Here is an 18,151-nt window from a genome sequence, read left to right as displayed (position 1 = left end):
CGAGGCCTGGGCCGATGCCTTTTTAAACAAACTATACTTCCATCAGATCTTTTTCTTTATCGACAAGCACACCGTCAATGATTTTAATAAAATCATTGGTAAGGCTTTGGATGTTCTCCTCTCCGGCGCGTGCTTCATCTTCACTGATTTGTTTTTCTTTCAATAATTCTTTGATATCGCTGTTGGCATCACGGCGTATATTTCGCACTGCAACGCGGCCTTGCTCTGCTTCATGACGCACGACTTTAATCAAGTCTTTGCGACGTTCCTCAGTCAGTGCTGGCATGGGTATACGCATGGTTGTGCCTGCTGTCATTGGATTCAAACCTAAATCTGATTGCATAATCGCTTTTTCGACAGCTTGAATGGCACTCTTATCAAATACAGAGAGCGCTAAAGTTCTGCTGTCTTCAGCTACCACATTCGCAACTTGTTTGAGGGGGGTATCAGCGCCATAGTAAGACACCATTATCCCGTCGAGTAAACTTGGGTGCGCACGCCCGGTTCTGATTCTGCTTAGCTGCGTTCTTAAAGCTGCTATACTTTTTTCCATGCGGTCGCCCGCATCTAATTCAATTTCGTCAATCATAACAATCTCTTATTCTTCTATTTTTTCAGGATGACAAATTAAAGTTCCTTCGTCATCCCCTAAGACTACCGCTTTTAAACACCCTGGGGTATTCATATTAAACACACGAATGGGCATATTATGGTCTCTGGCCAGGGTAAATGCCGACAAATCCATTACTTTTAATTCTTTTTCCAATACTTCTTGGTAGGTAATGGTCTTTAACAATACCGCATCTGGGTTTTTCACCGGGTCGGCGCTGTACACACCATCGACTTTAGTGGCTTTAAAAACCGCGTCGGCTTCTATTTCGATGCCGCGTAGACAAGCTGCTGAATCTGTCGTAAAGAAAGGATTGCCAGTGCCCGCAGCAAAGATGACCACTTTACCAGATTTTAGAAGACTTATGGCATCGGTCCAATTATAAGCGTCACATACACCGTTTAGGGGGATTGCAGACATTAAACGTGCGTTCACATAGGCTCGGTGTAAGGCATCGCGCATTGCTAAACCATTCATCACCGTTGCTAGCATGCCCATATGGTCACCTACCACACGGTTCATACCGGCTTTTGCCAATCCTTCACCGCGGAATAAATTCCCACCACCAATGACTAAGCCAACTTCGACGCCGAGCTCAACGATTTCTTTGATTTCTTGGGCCATTCGGTCTAGCACTTTGGCGTCGATGCCAAAATTCTCGTCACCCATCAGGGCTTCACCAGACAGTTTTAATAAGATCCTTCTATATGCAGGTTTTGGCGAAATACTCATGTGCAGCTTTATCCTTTAAACTTTATTACCACGCAACAAATATAATGCGTTGCAAATTTTACCCATAAAAAAGCACCCCAAAGGAGGTGCTAGATAGTGTATAGGAACATCTTGATTTGCAAAAGCAACTTGCTAAATTATTTCTTAGCCGCTGCCATTTGTGCAGCAACTTCTGCAGCAAAATCTTCAGTTTTCTTTTCGATACCTTCACCCACTTCAAAGCGTACGAAGTTAATAACGTCTGCGCCTTTGCACTTCAATAAGTCGCCGACGCTCATGCTCGGATCTTTTACAAATGGTTGACCGGTAAGGCTAACTTCGCCGGTGAATTTCTTCATACGGCCCATCACCATTTTCTCAGCAATTTCAGCAGGCTTACCAGACTGCATTGCAATCTCAAGCTGAATTTCTTTTTCTTTGGCTACTACTTCATCGGGCACATCAGAAGGTTTAACAAACTGTGGGCTAGACGCCGCAACGTGCATTGCGATATCTTTCGCTAGATCTTCATCACCGCCTTGCAAAATAGCGATTACGCCGATTCTGCCGCCGTGCACGTACGCACCTAAGTTATCACCTTCAACAGTAATAACACGGCGTGGAGAGATGTTTTCGCCAATCTTCGCTACCAAAGTATCGCGAATGCTCGAAATTGAAGACCCTTCAAAGTCAGCAGCGTTTACTGCTTCAATGTCGCTAAGGTTGTTACTTGCAGCAACACTCAATACTTTTTGACCAAAGGCTAAGAAACCCTCGTCACGCGCTACAAAATCAGTTTCGCAGTTAAGTTCAAGCATCGTTGCGGTATTTCCTGCAACATGTGTCAATACTACGCCTTCAGCAGCAATACGACCGGCTTTTTTAGCGGCTTTTGCTTGACCTGATTTACGCATATTCTCAATTGCCAACTCGACGTCACCGTCAGTCTCAACCAAGGCTTTTTTACAATCTAACATGCCGGCGCCCGTGCGCTCGCGCAATTCTTTAACCAGTGCTGCAGTCACTGCCATTGTTCTTTCCTCAAAATTTAATTCATAAAAAGGAGACGCAATGTCTCCTTATAATCGATAACTGGTGTAGGCCTTACTCGCCTTCTACCACAAATTCATCTGCTGCCGCTGCTTCTGTTCCGCCGTCACGACCTTGCATGATGGCAGCCGCTGCTGCTTCCGTGTAAAGCGTTATAGCGCGGATAGCGTCATCGTTACCAGGGATGATGTAATCAACACCGTCTGGGTTAGAGTTAGTATCTACAACCGACACAACAGGGATACCAAGATTACGTGCTTCGGTAATCGCAATATGCTCATGATCCGCATCGATTACAAAAAGAACGTCAGGCAAACCGCCCATGTCTTTGATTCCGCCTAAGCTGCTTTCTAGCTTATTCATTTCGCGCTGAAGGATTAACACTTCTTTTTTGGTTAACTTGTCGAAGGTGCCGTCTGCACTTTGTGACTCAAGCTCTTTTAAACGATTGATTGATTGACGAACCGTTTTCCAGTTAGTCAACATTCCGCCTAACCAGCGCTTGTTTACATAGTACTGACCACACTTTTGTGCAGATTCTTTAATTGCTTCACCAGCCGCGCGCTTGGTTCCTACAAACAACACTTTACCTTTACGGTTAGCTACGCTTGATAAGAAAGAAAGGGCGTCATTGAAAAGAGGAACGGTTTTTTCAAGGTTGATGATGTGGACTTTGTTACGAGCGCCAAAAATGAACTGTGCCATTTTAGGGTTCCAATAACGAGTTTGGTGTCCGAAATGCACGCCCGCTTGGAGCATGTCACGCATTGATACGTTTGCCATGATTATTAATCCTATTGTAGGGGTTAGGCCTCCACATATCCCTTCATTCGATCCATAACGTTCGCTTATTTGCTCTCGTTACAGACACCCCGAAATCAGTGTCGATATGTGTGTGTATTATGGTCAATTGACCGTCGATTTTTACTGCTTTCAAAAAGTTTCATTGAAAACAGCGCGGCTTTATACCATTTGAGCTGGCTGCGCGCAAGTAATAATTGCTATTTACCGCCTGATGAAAAAGGTGTTTTACCAAGGGTTTTCTGATAAAAAGTGAGTAATTGAGATAAAGTTATAAGTGTTATCAATGAGTAATATTGAAAATCACATCTTGTGGTATACTTCATCTCGTTTTTTTAGTGCGTAAAGTGAGGAAGCGCGTTGAGTATTACAATTAAATCTGCAGACGAAATTGAAAAAATGCGCGTAGCGGGCAAACTAGCCTCTGATGTGTTGGTAATGATTGGTGAGCATGTAAACAAAGGCGTCACCACCGACGAGCTAAATCAGCTTTGTCATGACTACATTATTGAGGTACAGGGCGCCATTCCAGCACCGTTGAATTATGGCCACCCACCCTTTCCAAAATCCATTTGCACATCGGTCAATCATGTTATTTGTCATGGCATTCCTGCCGACAAAAAACTCAAAGATGGCGATATACTAAACATTGATGTCACAGTGATTAAAGACGGCTACCACGGTGACACCTCAAAAATGTTTGTGGTAGGTAAACCAAGCATACTCGCCGAACGCCTTATTCGTGTGACCCAAGAATGTTTGTATAAAGGCATTGCAATGGTCAAACCGGGGATGCGTTTAGGCGATATCGGCCACGCTATCCAAACCCATGCTGAAAGCCATCATTACTCTATAGTGAGAGAATATTGCGGGCACGGCATTGGCGCGGTGTTTCATGAGGACCCGCAGGTAGTCCATTACGGTCGCCCCAACACGGGTGAAGAGCTCAAAGAAGGCATGTGCTTTACCATCGAGCCAATGGTCAATGCCGGCAAGCGATATTCAAAAATACTCCCCGATAAGTGGACCGTTGTGACAAAGGACAGAAGCCTTAGTGCGCAATGGGAACACACCTTATTGGTCACCAAAAATGGCGTTGAGGTACTGACCTTGCGCGATGAGGAAGACTTAGCGCGCGTCATTGAGCATAGCGCATAGTCAACATAATCGAATAGACAATATAATAAAGTATCACTTTATTGCAGCGCTTGAGTACTGTGCAAACAGCACAATTACCATAGGATTTTGGCGGTAAATGACCATCAATAACATTATTGAACGCGTAACTAGCATCACCAACATTAATAATATTGGTGAGTTTAAAGATTGTGTTAACCAAAGTTATGATTGGTTGCGCGATAACTTTACCAATATCCACGTGGATGAATTGGTCGTGGCACGCTCGCATTTTACCGATGCTCTGCTTTGTCATGCATGGCAACTTATTGGTCTCGATAAACAAAAACATCTCACCTTGTGCGCGGTAGGTGGCTACGGACGGGGTCAACTGCAACCATATTCTGATATCGACCTGCTGATATTAAGCAAATCGACTTTATCAAACGCTATTCAAAACGATGTGAGCCAATTTATTACATTTTTGTGGGACGTCCGTTTAGAGATTGGGCAGTCTGTTCGCACCATAAAAGAGACGGTTGCGCTTGCAAAGACTGATGTAACGATTGCAACCAATCTGGTAGAAGCGCGCAGACTGTGCGGATGCCATGCCACTTTCGATGCCTTAGTTGCGAAAATTAACACTCAAAGTGTGTGGTCAAGCAAGGCATTTTTCTTAGCTAAACTCGAAGAACAAGCCAAGCGTCATAAGAAGTTTAACGACACCTCTTACAACCTAGAGCCAAATATCAAAGAAAACCCAGGTTGCTTGCGCGATATACAGAACGTCGGCTGGGTGGCTAAAAAGCATTTTTGCGAATACGATGGCATGACGCTGATTGGACACGGCTACTTCACTGAATTAGAGCACGCAGAGCTGATAGAATGCCGCTCTAATTTGTGGCAAATTCGGTTTGCACTGCATCTTATTGCTGGGCGCAGTGAAAACCGTCTGTTATTCGACTATCAGCCCGACGTCGCGAAATTATTAGGGTTTGGAGACGGCAAAGCTGGCGTAGAAAAGATGATGAAACACATGTTTCGTATCGTACGTCGAGTTAGCGAACTGAACAGCATGCTGTTACAACGTTTTCATCAAGATATTTTAGGTATTAGTCGCGCAAAACCTATCATACTCGATCAAGATTTTTATGTGCAGGAAGGGTTAATTGGCCCTCGACATGAAAACTGCTTCCAATCGCCTTTATCGATTTTATCGTTTTTATCGGTCGTCAAAGCGCATCCGGAAGTAACCGGCATAGACGGAGACTGCATACGACAATTACGCTTAGCGAGGCGTGAGTTTCAATCTACCTACTATTATAATATCGAATCATGTCGAGAAAAATTTGTTGAGCTAGTCTCTGATCCAGCGTTTTTCGATTTGGGCTGGGACATCATGCATAACCACGGTATTTTACAATCATATTTACCCGAGTGGGATAAGATTGTTGGGATGATGCAGTTCGATTTATTTCATGCCTACACTGTTGATGAGCACACGCACCGATTGGTCAAACATGTTAGACGCTACTACACCGAACCGACTGAATTCCCTAGGTGTTCGCGGATCGTAAATAATATAGATGACCACCAAGTTCTATTTATTGCCGCCATTTTTCATGATATTGCAAAAGGACGAAACGGCGACCATTCAAAGCTTGGCGCTCAAGACGTGCTGACCTTCTGTAAAATCCACAATATTTCAGAAAAAAATACGAACATGATTGCGTGGTTAGTTGAGCAACACTTATTGATGTCAGTTGTGGCCCAGCGCAGAGATATTTACGACCCTGAGGTCATAAAAGAATTTGCCAGTGAAGTAAGAAGCCATGAGCATCTAGACTTACTATACTCGCTGACGCTTGCAGATATTCGCGCGACCAATGATAACCTTTGGAACGACTGGAAAGCCTCATTACTTCGTGAGTTATATCTGATGACTCAGCAAGCATTAGATAATGGCTTAGAGTGTCAGCGTACTTTTCAAGAAAGGGTCGATGAACACAAAACCCTCGCTGTTGAGTTACTCAAACAAAACGATTCTAGCTTTTCCGAAAACAACTCTTTTTGGGTGCATATGCGCAGCGATTATTTTGTGCGCTTTAAACCTAAGCAGATTGCTTGGCATACTGAAACGATTCTAGGTGCAGGGAGCCTTCCTGAGGATGACATCCTCGTTGCCGCAAGCAACAGCACCACAAGCGCTGGCACCGAATTACTAATTTATTGCACCGACCGACCTGCTCTGTTTGCGCAGATTGCGTCTGTATTAGACAGCCGAAATTGCTCCATTCACGATGCGAATATTGTCGTGACTGACGATGGTTACGTGTTCGACAGCATGATTATTCTCGACCAAAATTCAGATAAAATAGAGTCGGACGTGCGCGTAAAAAACATTGCACAGGCGGTGCATCGCCAGTTGATTAAACCGGGGCGCTCGCACAACAATCAGCGGCGTATGTCTAGGCGCATGAAGCAACTTGATGTGCAAACCAAAGTTCGTTTTTACTCGAGCCAAGATGATGCGACACTAATAGAGCTCGAAGCGCTCGATGCACCTGGCCTGCTAGCCCGCATTGGACATTTGTTTGTCGACCTGAACATCACCCTTAAAATGGCAAAAATTGCCACTATTGGGGAGCGCGCCGAAGATGTCTTTATTGTTTGCAACAATGAAGGTAAAGCCCTGACACAATCGCAACAAGTATTACTTAAAAAACAGCTCTTTCTTAAACTCGACCAACCGGAAGTGAACACTGCACTATGACTAATTTAGCCACCATAATAGAACACGCCTTTGATACCCGCGATAGCTACAACGCGCAAACGGCTCCCCAAGAAGTAAGAAGAGCCGTCGCCGATTCGATCGCATTACTCAACTCAGGCGAAGCTCGTGTTGCCGAAAAAATTAACGGTAGTTGGCAGGTTAATGAATGGCTGAAAAAAGCAGTTCTGCTGTTTTTTAAACTCCATGATAATCAAGTGATGCCAGGCGCTGAATCGACGTTTTACGACAAGGTTCCGCTAAAGTTTAGCGATTACGACCAAGCTCGTTTTGCCAAAGAAGGCATGCGCGTGGTACCTCCAGCGACAGTGCGTACCGGCACATTTATTGGCAGTAACGTGGTGCTTATGCCTTCGTATGTCAATATCGGTGCTTATGTCGATAGCGGCACAATGGTAGACACTTGGGCAACCGTTGGCTCATGTGCCCAAATTGGTAAAAATGTGCACTTATCAGGGGGGGTAGGGATTGGCGGCGTGCTTGAGCCACTGCAGGCTAGCCCAACTATTATCGAAGATAATTGCTTTATTGGTGCCCGCTCAGAAGTCGTCGAAGGCGTTATTGTCGAAGAAGGGGCGGTTATTTCAATGGGTGTATATATTGGCCAATCAACGCGTATTTACGACCGTGAAACCGGTGAAGTCCATTATGGCCGCGTACCTGCTGGTGCCGTGGTAGTGCCGGGTAACTTACCTAGCAAAGACGGTAAATACAGTCTATATGCCGCAATTATTGTGAAAAAAGTCGACGCTAAAACACGTGCTAAAGTCGGCATTAATGCTTTATTAAGAGGCGCTGAGTAAGCATCTCACGCGCTTTACCTTAGAAGACTACAGAGTAGGCCATCGCTGCAGCCTTGGCCGATTAAACCATGACCGAAAGCAATCTTTTAGAACAAAATGAATTAACGCTCTATTTGCGTGTTCGCTACGGTGAATGCGATGCGCAAAATGTCGTGTTCAATGCTCGCTATGCCGACTATGCGGACATCGCCGCCACCGAATATTTTCGAGCCTTAGTTGGCGATTGCAACGCGCTGCTAAAAGCTGGCTTTGAAAATCAAGTGGTAAGTTATCATATTGACTGGTTCAGCTCAGCCTTATTCGATGATGTGCTAGCGCTAAAGGTAACAACCACTCATGTAGGCAATACCTCATTTCAATTCACTATTGATTGTGCAAAACGAGCGGGAGATTCTTGGCAAAAAATTGCTCAGATGAAAACCACTTATGTGATGCTTACCGCCAGTGATTTTGTTAAATGCCCAATCCCACACATGTTTAAAGAAGCTTTCGCCAGAAAATTTGAAAGAGTTGTCAATCAAGCCGGTTAACCCATATATTGCTGGCCGGCTTTGATTACTGGCCTTGATTACTGGCTTTGATTGCCAGCTTTAGTTTGTTAATGCATCAATATTAGCTTTTACCCAAGGCACGACTTCTTCTTCTGGTGCTAGGGTTTCCATTGCATCAACTTCAAACAGTGGACCAATAGCTTTGCCTTGCAACTCATTCAGCAATTCAAAAAATTGCTTGCCACCGCCACAGTAAGAATCGCCATAGCTGCTATCTCCTAGCCCAACCACTGCAAAAGGTTTAGCGTCCATCAATGGAAAGGTATCGCGTAATTCAGAATGGAAGAACTCAAGGTTTGGCGGAATATCGCCTTGACCGGTTGTTGAGGTGATCACCAAAACTGCTTCGGCATCAGTAAAGTCAGAAGTAGTGGGATCAGTAAACACTTCGCTGGAAATGCCCTCCTCCTCTAGCATGGTTTGAACTTCTTCGGCGACATGTTGTGCGTTTCCGTAGACCGAGCCCGCGAAGATACTGACACTGCGCATGATATTTTCCTTTTTCTACTGCTAATAGCGAATACAGGCCCAAAGCCTACAAAATTTGTCATGGATACGTTGATAAGGCTAATTTCGATTAAATCAAGTTCTGCCAATCAAATTCTGCGCGTTTAGTGGTACTAAAATTATCCAATAATTGAGCAATGCCAGCGAGATCTTGGTCTAGCTTGGTATTTATCACTAAATTCACACCGCTCACTGGATGGATAAATTCAATACCCGTCGCGCATAATGCCAAACGGTGAATATTCATATGCGCTACTGCATATTTATTTTGTTTACCATCACCATGGCTGGTATCGCCAATAATGGGGTGGCGAAGGTGCGCGAGGTGGCGCCTTAACTGATGCTTTCTGCCGGTACGTGGATGCAGTTTTAACAAAGAAAATCGGCCGCTTTGGTAGCGCGCCACCGGAAAAGGCAGCTCAAAACAGGCGAGCGGCTCAATATCAGTGACGGCCGGCTTTGCTTCATTTTGCTTATCCATCCTGTCGGTCATTTTATCGAGCTGCTCAACTAAGGGATAATCCACCGTAATTGATTCATTCAAATATCCCCTAACTAAGGCGATGTAGGTTTTTTTTACCTGTTGGTTTTCAAATAACTCGCTGAGTAAGCGCGCTATTTGAGGGCTTAAAGCCATTACAATTAAGCCAGAAGTGGGTTTATCTAAGCGATGAACAGAATAGACGTATTGCCCAATTTGATCTCTTAAACGCTGTAATAAAAACGCTGTTTCATGCTTATCAATTGGACTGCGGTGAACCAGCAAGCCAGACGGTTTATGCACGATAACTAAATGCTCATCTTGAAACAAAATGGGAATGAGGGGCCGCTGCACACTGTCATCAGCGGCGCAGGTGTCTATGCTCGGTCCATCCATCTGTAAGCTTGCTCTAAGGGTTATAATTGATTGATTAAGTGGGTAGAATATCACTAATAGAATATCCAAACCTAAGGAATATAAGCGAGTGACTCATCTATGACATCCCAAACCTCTTTTGGCACCTTAAGTGAGTTTTTATTGCAAGCTGGCACAGAATACTTCGTCATCGACGTGAGTCGCACCCGCAGATTTATCGACAATCAAACATTTTTTGATTACGAAACCAACAAGATGCCTTATGCTAGCCCTCGGCAAGGAAACGCTTGGCTGTGTGTCGTATTTTGGAACAAGCAGCTCAATCAGGACCACTACATGTGGTTTTTAAAGTTACCTATTGATGAACAAAGCTTATTAATGCAGGCCGCTCGCGACCAGTTTTTACATATTGTCACCGAAGCGCTTGGTCAGCAGCTACAAAATATCAACGAAAAACGTGCACAATTGCCCGAAAATCCATTTGTCTTTATACCCAATCAGCAACTGCTGGCCGACGTCAATGCAATGATTCGGCATCATCTAAACATATCCCGCCCAGAGGGCGCAGGGCGCGCACTTAACTATCTCAAAGCACCAAACATTCAAGCTTGGAGTGAGCTTTCGGTGCAGGATATATCTGATTTGGCGATCACTGTTCATAATGAGGACGTACAAGCAGCCTTGCTGCGACACCTTGAAATATTGCCACACCCAGTGTGCGTGTGTCTATGCAGCAGCTTTGAAGGTATAGAACTCCCTAGCGCGCTTATTGATGCAATCTTAGACTACCACCAGCGCTGTGAGCAGAGTGTCGCGTCCATGCTGTTACGGAGCCTCGCAAGCTCACGCACAACGGAAGTTGATCAATATATTCGGTCCTTGGTCTCGGGAGACGAAGTCCTAGATACTGAAACCTTGATAGTTATCGCCGGGCGCCACTGGCAAGCCTTGTCTCCAGAGGCTCAGGAGACAAGCGATAGCCTATCTCAATATTTTGAAAAAGTGGCAATAGCCGAGCCTACCTATGCTTTATTCAGAGGCATATTTGCAGATATGGTGCAAATACCTGCGCTGCGTGTATTTTTGCTCGCAATGATCCGCGATCAAAGGCAAAGTGAGATGCTTAAATCAGCTATCTCAACACTATTTGACCAGAGGCATAACGCTTAATGGATATGTATAGCCTAATTATATTATTGCTTATTGTTGGTGTGGGTATTCAGTTTTGGAGGCTGCGCGGTATTTCTGAATATACGATTGCTTACGCCGAGCAATACTGTAAAAAGGAAGGCCTGCAGTTTATATCACTGGCAAGATATCGCACCAAACTTAGTTTATATCGAAATAAACCCGACTGGCTGATTGACTACCATCTAGAATTCAGCAGCGATGGCGAAACTCAATATGTTGGGACCATCCAAACCCATGGAAAACGCGTAGTGAGTGTTCAATTACCAGTATTTAGAATGGCTTCTTAAATACAGCCTATGTTGATGCGCGGATTTTAAGCACAAAAAAAGCAGGCTTAGTGCCTGCTTCTCATGAAATTTTGAGCATCCTTCTCGGCTATCCTTGGCCAAAATATCATCCAGATAAAGTCCGTTACACCCCTTTCCATTTTCATCCCACTCATCCTAAGCAGGCAACATATCCCTATGAAGATCCCTTTTCCCTATCCCTTCCTAAGTTCATCCATGCAACTTAGTGATGCTTCCTACATCAATGCGCTTCCATGCTAGCAACTTCCTAGTTACCTTTGCCTCATTTTGCTTCCTGCTAATCCCTGAGGACGAACATAGCTTACTCCCTTGCAAAACTTGAATGTGAACTAAATTTAATAAAACCTAAGTGTTTAATTGTGTTTACTTGCCTCAAACTAATTTAAGTTGTTGTTTAATATTGATTTTGTGAGTAAGTATAAGCAAAAATGAAGTGTACAAAAGGACAAAGACCGACCCTCTCGTAAGAGATCTCTTACAAGGGGGCGGGAGAAATGCGAAGGCTATGGGTTACTTTGTTCTGGATCTCTTGGACGAAACATCACTTTACCGGTAATAGTGCCCACTCCTATATCTTCTACATGTTGGAATTTCGCGGCGTTAAAGAATGTTAAACATTTTGGCAATGTCACCAACACCCCGATCCCCTCTGCTTGTTTATCTTCCTCTAGAAGCCCAAGCATTGCGCCCATTAGGCGATGACCAAGACCCATATCTTGATGATCTGGATGAACCGCAATGAGCGACAACATATAGTAATTTTTAGCAGGGATCTTTTCTCTGACTTTCTCTTCTTTGGCGATCATTTGCTTAGTACCTGAATACCCGGTAGTTAACAGCATTTTTAAACGCCAATGCCAAAACCGCCCTGCACCAAATGAGGCATCTGGAGCAATCAAACACGAAACCGCTAATAAGCGCCCCTCTTCATATAAGCCAATTAGAGGTTGTCCGGACTCCCAAAATATATTTACTTCTTCGCGAATAGCCGAGCGCAGCCTAGCTTCGTAACCTTCTCTATCGGCTTGAAAAATATCGGTGAACAAAGGATCGTCAAAGTAGGCATTATAAATAATCGAGGCCGCTACCTTTAGGTCGTCGGCGCCTATGTATTCAGAGCTGACTTGAGAAAGGTCGGGATGATAGACCGAAGTTGTCATTTAATATCTCCGCTTTACGTTATTAATATATCTGTAAGTGTAGTAGAAGATACGCATTTTTGTAATCAGGATTTTAGGGACTGATGATTTTTATTTTATGATTTTGCAGCACTTTATGCCTTATAACGACAAACACGCGCAATTAACCTGAGAGTTGCCTGCTTTGCTCACAGCGATAAGCGTCCAACAAAGCAAGCACAATATATAGCTTTGGTCTTATTTAGGCACTAGATCATCTCTAATGCAGTTTCGCCCCAGCCCACTAAAATGTTGTTTTTAAATATTAAAGGGGTGCATTCATCTTTAGTCGTCACGCCGTCACTGTCAATATGCTGCGTGCGATACCACAATAGCTGATATTGATTATCGTCTTTCTGCAAGGCCTCATTAAAAGCAGGTTCGCCCATCCGCAAGGCAACCGCATCTTTTGGCTCCCCTAATGCAAGCCTATCTATATGCTTTCTGTTTTCTCTTTGCTCTTTTTGCCAACTAGAGTGTGAGCCATAATCCCCATCAAAGTTGTCGTCATCTATTGAGATAACACAAGCACTTAGCGATAAACTCGCCAGTACACAAATTAGCACTAATGGCTTTTTCATATTTTTTCCTTAGAGTGTCTTTAATTATTGTGAATATAGTGTTTTACTCATCGTGCGTTACATACTTCATGCCAGCTTTAAAACTCTATATACTTCATAGACTTATATATTTATTCGCCGAATTGAAATAATATCGCGTGTTTTTTTGACCACATTTTGTGAGTTTTCACCAGAATCTGTATACATTGCCCGTAAAAGCAATAGAGAGAATATTACCTATGTCTGATCGTCATTTAGCGGCTGTGCTTGAGGTTTGTAAACGCTTAAAAAGCGGTGGTAGTGTGCCGAGTGTCGCGCTAATACGAGCAAAATTACATCAACCGACGCCCCTTCCTGAAATCATAAGAGGATTAAAATATTGGCAGGCAAATCCTCTAGAAGCAGAGAAATTCGAGGCTCCAAAAACACCTGACAAAACATCTATTGAAAGCCTTAGCAAGTCTGAGGTAGAGGCTTTACATCAGCGTATAAGCCAATTGGAAAATGCGCTTACCAATTTACAGCTTGAGGTACAGGCCTTAAAGCAGCAATAAATTCGACAAGGTTCTCACTGAGAGTTTCGGTGGCAGGCTTTCCTACCGGCTCTAAAATAACGTTTTGAGTCGCAATATCTAATGAAATTACCAAATCATCTTGATCGGTTAGCGCAAAAAACAAGGTATCGGGAAGTTTAAGACGACGCTTCATCAATACATGTGCAATCAAGTTCTTTTGTAAACGATCGTAGTCCTCACTATTCCATACTTGGAGCAGGGTAACGGGACCTCGCGGGTGTGATGCGTGTAAATCTAAGCTATAGTAACGGCAAAACAGTGCTTCAAATTCATTTGGAATATGAATTTCAAGCGCAGAGGCAAGATCAGCTAAGCTTGCTGGCTCTTTGTTTAGGCTTGGTCGCCATGCGCAATCGCCACCGTCTGTTAACTGCTCCAACGAACCCTGTAGACAAGGGGATGGCCAGGCGCTGTCATATTCAGTTACTAAACCTCTATTTTCTTCGGTAGAAAGGTCTATATACTGTTGTACGAATCGGTCGAAGGTGTGCTCAAAACTTTGTGCCATTGTATTGTTAGCTGCCGATAAATAAGGTTACCGGATAATAACAGGCTATAGAGCTTAAGTTAACTCATTGAAGTTGCGGTTGTCTGCCCATAACTATAATGACTTACTAACAGAATTTTTGCGTACTGATACTGCGCGACCCAATTCCAACGGGTACTCAAGTAATAAACAAACAGAGAAAACAACATTGGACAATCTAGTTCTTGGTAAAACCGTCGGGTATGCGGATAAATATGACCCAAGCTTACTGCAGGGCGTGCCTCGTAGCTTAAGTCGCAATGAAATACACTTGCCCAATCCACTGCCGTTCGAAGGTGTGGATATTTGGAATGGCTATGAATTGTCTTGGTTAAATAGTAAAGGCAAACCAATAATTGCGATTCTACGCTGTTTTGTGCCCATCAGTTCTGCTAATTTAATTGAATCGAAATCTTTTAAACTGTATTTGAATAGCTTCAATCAAAGTACTTTTGCTTCGGTCGAAGAGGTACAAGGCCTCATTCAAAATGATTTATCTGGGTGCGCGGGCCAATCTGTTACGGTAGAAATCATCGAATATTCAGCATTTAGTTCGCTTCAATTAGGCGATTTACCCGGCATTTTACTCGATAATTTAGACATAAGTATGGAAGATTTCGATATCTCTCCACAATTACTGAAAACGACCGATAAGTATGTAGAGGAAACATTAACGAGCCATTTGTTAAAATCAAATTGCTTGATAACGCATCAGCCCGACTGGGGAAGCGTGTTAATTAAATATGCAGGCAAGGCAATAGATCACGAGGCTTTGCTGAAATATCTAATTTCATTTAGACTGCATAATGAATTTCATGAGCAGTGCGTAGAGCGAATTTTTTTCGACATATTGTCACATTGTAAACCGTCAAAATTAACGGTCTATGCTCGTTATACCCGCAGAGGGGGGTTAGATATTAACCCGTTCCGTTCGAATTTTGAGTCGCCTTACACAGATATCAGGCTGGCTAGACAGTAGCGATGAACGCAAAGAGAGACAAGGAATGAGCGACAACTCAGCCAATCAACAGTTAACCACTGCTCGCCAGCATTTGGACAAACTGTCGAACTTTATTACGAACCTCGTGGACTTTTTGCACGGTGCAAACCCTAATATTGATGCTGAATTAAATCAAATCAAGAAACTGCTGTCTGGCACACCAGACTACTTCTCGGCTGCCGAGCTCTCTGTAAAATTAAAATCGCAACTGATTAAAGAAAGCCAATACCTTCGCCAGCAAAATTTAGATACCTTAGCGGAAATCAAAGTCTCTCTGCAAAAGATCAATGATTTAGACGCGGTTAACCCTAGCACTAAACGCGAAATATCAACCTTCCTAGAAAGTCTTGGAGCAAGCGGCGACAATATTGCTTCTCCAGTCAAACAAATTGAACAAGCCCTTAGACTCTTTCGAAAGGCATTGTCAAATAGTGCGCTAGAACGTTCGCAAAATGCCCTCGCCACGCAGCAAGACATGCATGCTCGAATCACTCAAGAGCTAAAAGAATTGTTGAGCCCTTACTCTGCCAAACAAGCGGAAGATGACGTTTTGCTTGAGTTGAAGGAAAAGCTAGAGGTCGGACTTGATCACGATGAATTATTAGAGTGCTGCCTCGCAATGATTCGCTTCGTGATGAAAGATGTTGTTAAAGAAGCAAGTTCAGCAAACCGACTGATCCATGATGTGCATAAAAGCATCAGCAAAATTAACGTGGGTATTAAAACCACGATTGAAAAATCAAAATCTCGCATGCAAAAACGCTCAGTTCATAATAATGACTTGCGAGAGCAAATCAGTGCGATTGAAACCGCACTTACCGACAGTCAAAAAATTGAAGATTTACGCCTGCAGACCCACGAATGTTTAGGCAAAATGCAGTCGTCGATGAGTGCGTCTGAATCAGACGAGAAAGCTGAGCAAACTAAGATGATGGCCTTGCTTGAAAGCATGCAAAAGCGATTAACTGAACTTGAAAGTAACGCTGAAAACTATAAACAAAGGCTAATAGAGCAACGATTAAACGCAATGACCGATATGCTGACGCAATTGCCTAATCGTTTGGCCTATGAAGAAAAAATGGCCAGCGCTTTTGCAAAAGCCAAGCTTACCGGCAGTAAACTATGCATGGCGATTTTTGATATCGACCACTTTAAAGACGTCAATGATAAATACGGCCACTCCGTGGGCGATAAAACACTGAAAATTATTGCCACGCAAATTAAGAAAAACCTAAATAGCAGCGATTTTGTCGCGCGATGGGGCGGGGAAGAATTTGTTGCCGTCATGCCCGATTCAGATTTACAGCAGAGCTTTGATAGACTTGAAAATATTCGTGAAGCTATTGCCAAGCTTCCATTTATGTTTAAAGGTACTCGCGTGACTGTCACCATGTCAATTGGGCTAACCGACGTGCTAGAACATGACAGTATCGAAAGTGCCTTTGAACAAAGTGATAAACGTCTGTATCAGGCCAAACAAAATGGCCGCAATCAAACTCAATTTGAGGATCTTTAATGAGTAAAACCTATCAGCTCAACCCAGTTGGCTGGATGAGCCAACTCTCTCAGTTAGAAGTTAATCAACTCACTACCGCTACAGATGTAAGCAACTCAGACTATTATCGGGTTTTCAGAAACTGTTGCCTCGCAGTGCTAAATAGCGGCGTTGAACAAGACGACTCTGAAGCGCTGTTTGAACAATATAAAGACTTTGATGTGCGCCTCATACGCAAAGAGCGCGGCGTAAAAATGGAACTGATAAACCCGCCTGAAGGCGCATTTGTAAACGGTAAACTGATTGCCGGTGTGCATGAGCATTTATTTGCGGTGCTGCGCGATATGCTCTACATGAGCACTAAGCATCAGCAGTATCAAGAGCTTGGTAAAAAAGAGCTAGACGGGCCACTGATCACCCATATGGTATTTGACATGCTGCGCCATGCTAACGCATTAAGCAGCTCTGAGCCCGCAAACTTAATTGTTTGTTGGGGCGGTCATTCTATTGTTCAAGAAGAGTACAAATATACCAAAGCAGTGGGCTATGAATTAGGTCTGCGCGGCTTCAATATTTGCACTGGTTGCGGTCCAGGGGCAATGAAAGGCCCGATGAAAGGCGCGGCCATTGGGCATGCAAAACAACGAAACAAATTTGGACGCTACCTAGGTATATCCGAGCCGTCAATTATTGCTGCCGAACCGCCAAACGCCATCGTCAATGAATTAATCATCATGCCCGACATCGAGAAACGTTTAGAAGCGTTTGTCAGAGTCTCACATGGTATTGTGATATTCCCCGGTGGTGTGGGAACGGCAGAGGAATTGCTGTATCTACTAGGCTTGATGCTGCACGAACAAAACGCTGATCAAGAGATACCGCTTATACTAACCGGGCCGGAAGATCGTAAAGCCTATTTTGAGGCCATCGATACCTTCGTTGGTGCGACCTTAGGCAAAGCCGCACAAGATAAATATCAAGTCATCGTAGGCGATGCAGAGGCCGTTGCAAACCAGCTTCAAGCGTCGCAAAACAAAGTACTTAACTATCGCAAAGATAAGGGCGATTCGTTTAATTTTAACTGGCGATTACATATTCCAGAAGACTTTCAGTATCCCTTCGAACCGACGCATAAAACCATGGCTGAGCTCGATTTACATTTAGAGCAAGACGCCGGTAGCCTAGCGGCTAATCTACGCAAATGCTTCTCAGGAATTGTCGCGGGCAACGTTAAAGCTGAAGGGGTGCGACAAATACACAAGCATGGTCCATTTGAACTAAGCGGCTATCCTGAGCTTATGGCAAAAATGGATACGCTGCTGCAATCATTTGTCGAACAAGGCCGCATGAAACTGCCGGGCAGCACCTATTCTCCTTGCTACAAACTGAAAGTGTAGCAACAACCTTAATTACCCCGTCAAATGCGCTCAAATACCTATAAATACGGCGAATAGTCACGATAGGCACTACCTTCAAAGGGGTGTCTACTGTAGAATGCCGCGCATAAAATGCATCTATAGGA

At 43.8% G+C, this 18,151-nt stretch carries 19 protein-coding genes; 10 read left to right on the top strand and 9 right to left on the bottom strand.

Annotation, left to right across the window (positions count from 1 at the left end; all coding sequences use genetic code 11):
* Positions 1 to 31: 31 nt before the first annotated feature.
* The 4 genes from frr to rpsB form a co-directional block, all read right to left on the bottom strand.
* Positions 32 to 589 (bottom strand): ribosome recycling factor, encoded by a 558-nt coding sequence (gene frr, locus AB9H30_RS00475; protein ID WP_371192600.1) that lies wholly within the window; start codon positions 587 to 589, stop codon positions 32 to 34.
* 9 nt (positions 590 to 598) lie between these two features.
* On the bottom strand, positions 599 to 1,342 hold the full coding sequence (gene pyrH / locus AB9H30_RS00470; protein WP_371192599.1) for a UMP kinase: 744 nt from the start codon (positions 1,340 to 1,342) through the stop codon (positions 599 to 601).
* A gap of 137 nt (positions 1,343 to 1,479) precedes the next feature.
* Complete coding sequence (tsf, locus tag AB9H30_RS00465; RefSeq protein WP_371192597.1) at positions 1,480 to 2,352, bottom strand: translation elongation factor Ts; 873 nt, start codon at positions 2,350 to 2,352, stop codon at positions 1,480 to 1,482.
* 73 nt (positions 2,353 to 2,425) lie between these two features.
* The gene (rpsB, locus tag AB9H30_RS00460; protein ID WP_371192595.1) at positions 2,426 to 3,154 is read right to left on the bottom strand and encodes a 30S ribosomal protein S2; all 729 of its coding nucleotides are present in this window, start codon (positions 3,152 to 3,154) and stop codon (positions 2,426 to 2,428) included.
* 378 nt (positions 3,155 to 3,532) lie between these two features.
* Here rpsB and map point away from each other — a divergent pair, with 378 nt between their 5' ends.
* The 4 genes from map to AB9H30_RS00440 all read left to right on the top strand — a co-directional run bounded on the left by map (position 3,533) and on the right by AB9H30_RS00440 (position 8,412).
* Positions 3,533 to 4,330 (top strand): type I methionyl aminopeptidase, encoded by a 798-nt coding sequence (map, locus tag AB9H30_RS00455; RefSeq protein WP_371192594.1) that lies wholly within the window; start codon positions 3,533 to 3,535, stop codon positions 4,328 to 4,330.
* Positions 4,331 to 4,427: 97 nt separating this feature from the next.
* Entirely contained in the window at positions 4,428 to 7,061 is a 2,634-nt protein-coding gene (glnD, locus tag AB9H30_RS00450) for a [protein-PII] uridylyltransferase (RefSeq protein WP_371192593.1), read from the top strand.
* Positions 7,058 to 7,882, top strand: coding sequence for a 2,3,4,5-tetrahydropyridine-2,6-dicarboxylate N-succinyltransferase (gene dapD, locus AB9H30_RS00445; RefSeq protein ID WP_371192591.1), 825 nt, complete (start codon positions 7,058 to 7,060; stop codon positions 7,880 to 7,882). The genes glnD and dapD overlap by 4 nt, the downstream gene beginning before the upstream one ends.
* Before the next feature lie 68 nt (positions 7,883 to 7,950).
* Positions 7,951 to 8,412 (top strand): acyl-CoA thioesterase, encoded by a 462-nt coding sequence (locus tag AB9H30_RS00440; protein ID WP_371192590.1) that lies wholly within the window; start codon positions 7,951 to 7,953, stop codon positions 8,410 to 8,412.
* A 60-nt stretch (positions 8,413 to 8,472) separates the two neighbouring features.
* Here AB9H30_RS00440 and AB9H30_RS00435 read toward each other — a convergent pair whose 3' ends face one another.
* Positions 8,473 to 8,922, bottom strand: coding sequence for a flavodoxin domain-containing protein (locus AB9H30_RS00435; protein ID WP_371192588.1), 450 nt, complete (start codon positions 8,920 to 8,922; stop codon positions 8,473 to 8,475).
* Between the two features lie 88 nt (positions 8,923 to 9,010).
* The gene (locus AB9H30_RS00430; RefSeq protein ID WP_371192587.1) at positions 9,011 to 9,817 is read right to left on the bottom strand and encodes a pseudouridine synthase; all 807 of its coding nucleotides are present in this window, start codon (positions 9,815 to 9,817) and stop codon (positions 9,011 to 9,013) included.
* A 99-nt stretch (positions 9,818 to 9,916) separates the two neighbouring features.
* On the opposite strand from AB9H30_RS00430, the gene AB9H30_RS00425 reads away from it, so the two are divergent.
* Together AB9H30_RS00425 and AB9H30_RS00420 are read left to right on the top strand one after the other, a co-directional pair.
* Positions 9,917 to 10,966, top strand: coding sequence for a DUF3549 family protein (locus tag AB9H30_RS00425; RefSeq protein ID WP_371192585.1), 1,050 nt, complete (start codon positions 9,917 to 9,919; stop codon positions 10,964 to 10,966).
* Positions 10,966 to 11,274, top strand: a complete 309-nt coding sequence (locus AB9H30_RS00420; RefSeq protein ID WP_371192584.1) for a DUF3301 domain-containing protein — start codon at positions 10,966 to 10,968, stop codon at positions 11,272 to 11,274. Before AB9H30_RS00425 ends, AB9H30_RS00420 begins: the two co-directional genes overlap by 1 nt.
* A 524-nt stretch (positions 11,275 to 11,798) precedes the next feature.
* Here AB9H30_RS00420 and AB9H30_RS00415 read toward each other — a convergent pair.
* Both AB9H30_RS00415 and AB9H30_RS00410 read right to left on the bottom strand, forming a co-directional pair.
* A complete protein-coding gene (locus AB9H30_RS00415) occupies positions 11,799 to 12,455 on the bottom strand; it encodes a GNAT family N-acetyltransferase (protein WP_371192583.1) in 657 nt (218 codons plus the stop codon).
* A gap of 227 nt (positions 12,456 to 12,682) precedes the next feature.
* A complete protein-coding gene (locus tag AB9H30_RS00410; RefSeq protein WP_371192581.1) occupies positions 12,683 to 13,054 on the bottom strand; it encodes a DUF3192 domain-containing protein in 372 nt (123 codons plus the stop codon).
* Between the two features lie 218 nt (positions 13,055 to 13,272).
* On the opposite strand from AB9H30_RS00410, the gene AB9H30_RS00405 reads away from it, so the two are divergent.
* Positions 13,273 to 13,587 (top strand): hypothetical protein, encoded by a 315-nt coding sequence (locus tag AB9H30_RS00405; RefSeq protein ID WP_371192579.1) that lies wholly within the window; start codon positions 13,273 to 13,275, stop codon positions 13,585 to 13,587.
* On the opposite strand, the gene syd is transcribed toward AB9H30_RS00405, so the two are convergent.
* A complete protein-coding gene (syd, locus tag AB9H30_RS00400) occupies positions 13,544 to 14,116 on the bottom strand; it encodes a SecY-interacting protein (RefSeq protein WP_371192577.1) in 573 nt (190 codons plus the stop codon). The two genes, AB9H30_RS00405 and syd, sit on opposite strands and share 44 nt — an antisense overlap.
* 187 nt (positions 14,117 to 14,303) lie before the next feature.
* On the opposite strand from syd, the gene queF reads away from it, so the two are divergent.
* Genes queF through ppnN form a run of 3 tightly spaced genes read left to right on the top strand, consistent with a single transcriptional unit; the run spans position 14,304 to position 18,026 of the window.
* Positions 14,304 to 15,113, top strand: coding sequence for an NADPH-dependent 7-cyano-7-deazaguanine reductase QueF (gene queF, locus AB9H30_RS00395; protein WP_371192575.1), 810 nt, complete (start codon positions 14,304 to 14,306; stop codon positions 15,111 to 15,113).
* A gap of 25 nt (positions 15,114 to 15,138) precedes the next feature.
* Entirely contained in the window at positions 15,139 to 16,650 is a 1,512-nt protein-coding gene (locus AB9H30_RS00390; RefSeq protein WP_371192573.1) for a diguanylate cyclase, read from the top strand.
* Positions 16,650 to 18,026 (top strand): nucleotide 5'-monophosphate nucleosidase PpnN, encoded by a 1,377-nt coding sequence (ppnN, locus tag AB9H30_RS00385; RefSeq protein ID WP_371192572.1) that lies wholly within the window; start codon positions 16,650 to 16,652, stop codon positions 18,024 to 18,026. The genes AB9H30_RS00390 and ppnN overlap by 1 nt, the downstream gene beginning before the upstream one ends.
* The last annotated feature ends 125 nt before the right edge of the window (positions 18,027 to 18,151 follow it).

The organism is Glaciecola sp. SC05 (assembly GCF_041380235.1).
Classification (GTDB): Bacteria; Pseudomonadota; Gammaproteobacteria; order Enterobacterales; family Alteromonadaceae; genus Glaciecola.
The sequence above is the reverse complement of the archived record's forward strand: the minus strand, read 5'-3'. Positions and strand labels throughout refer to the sequence as shown.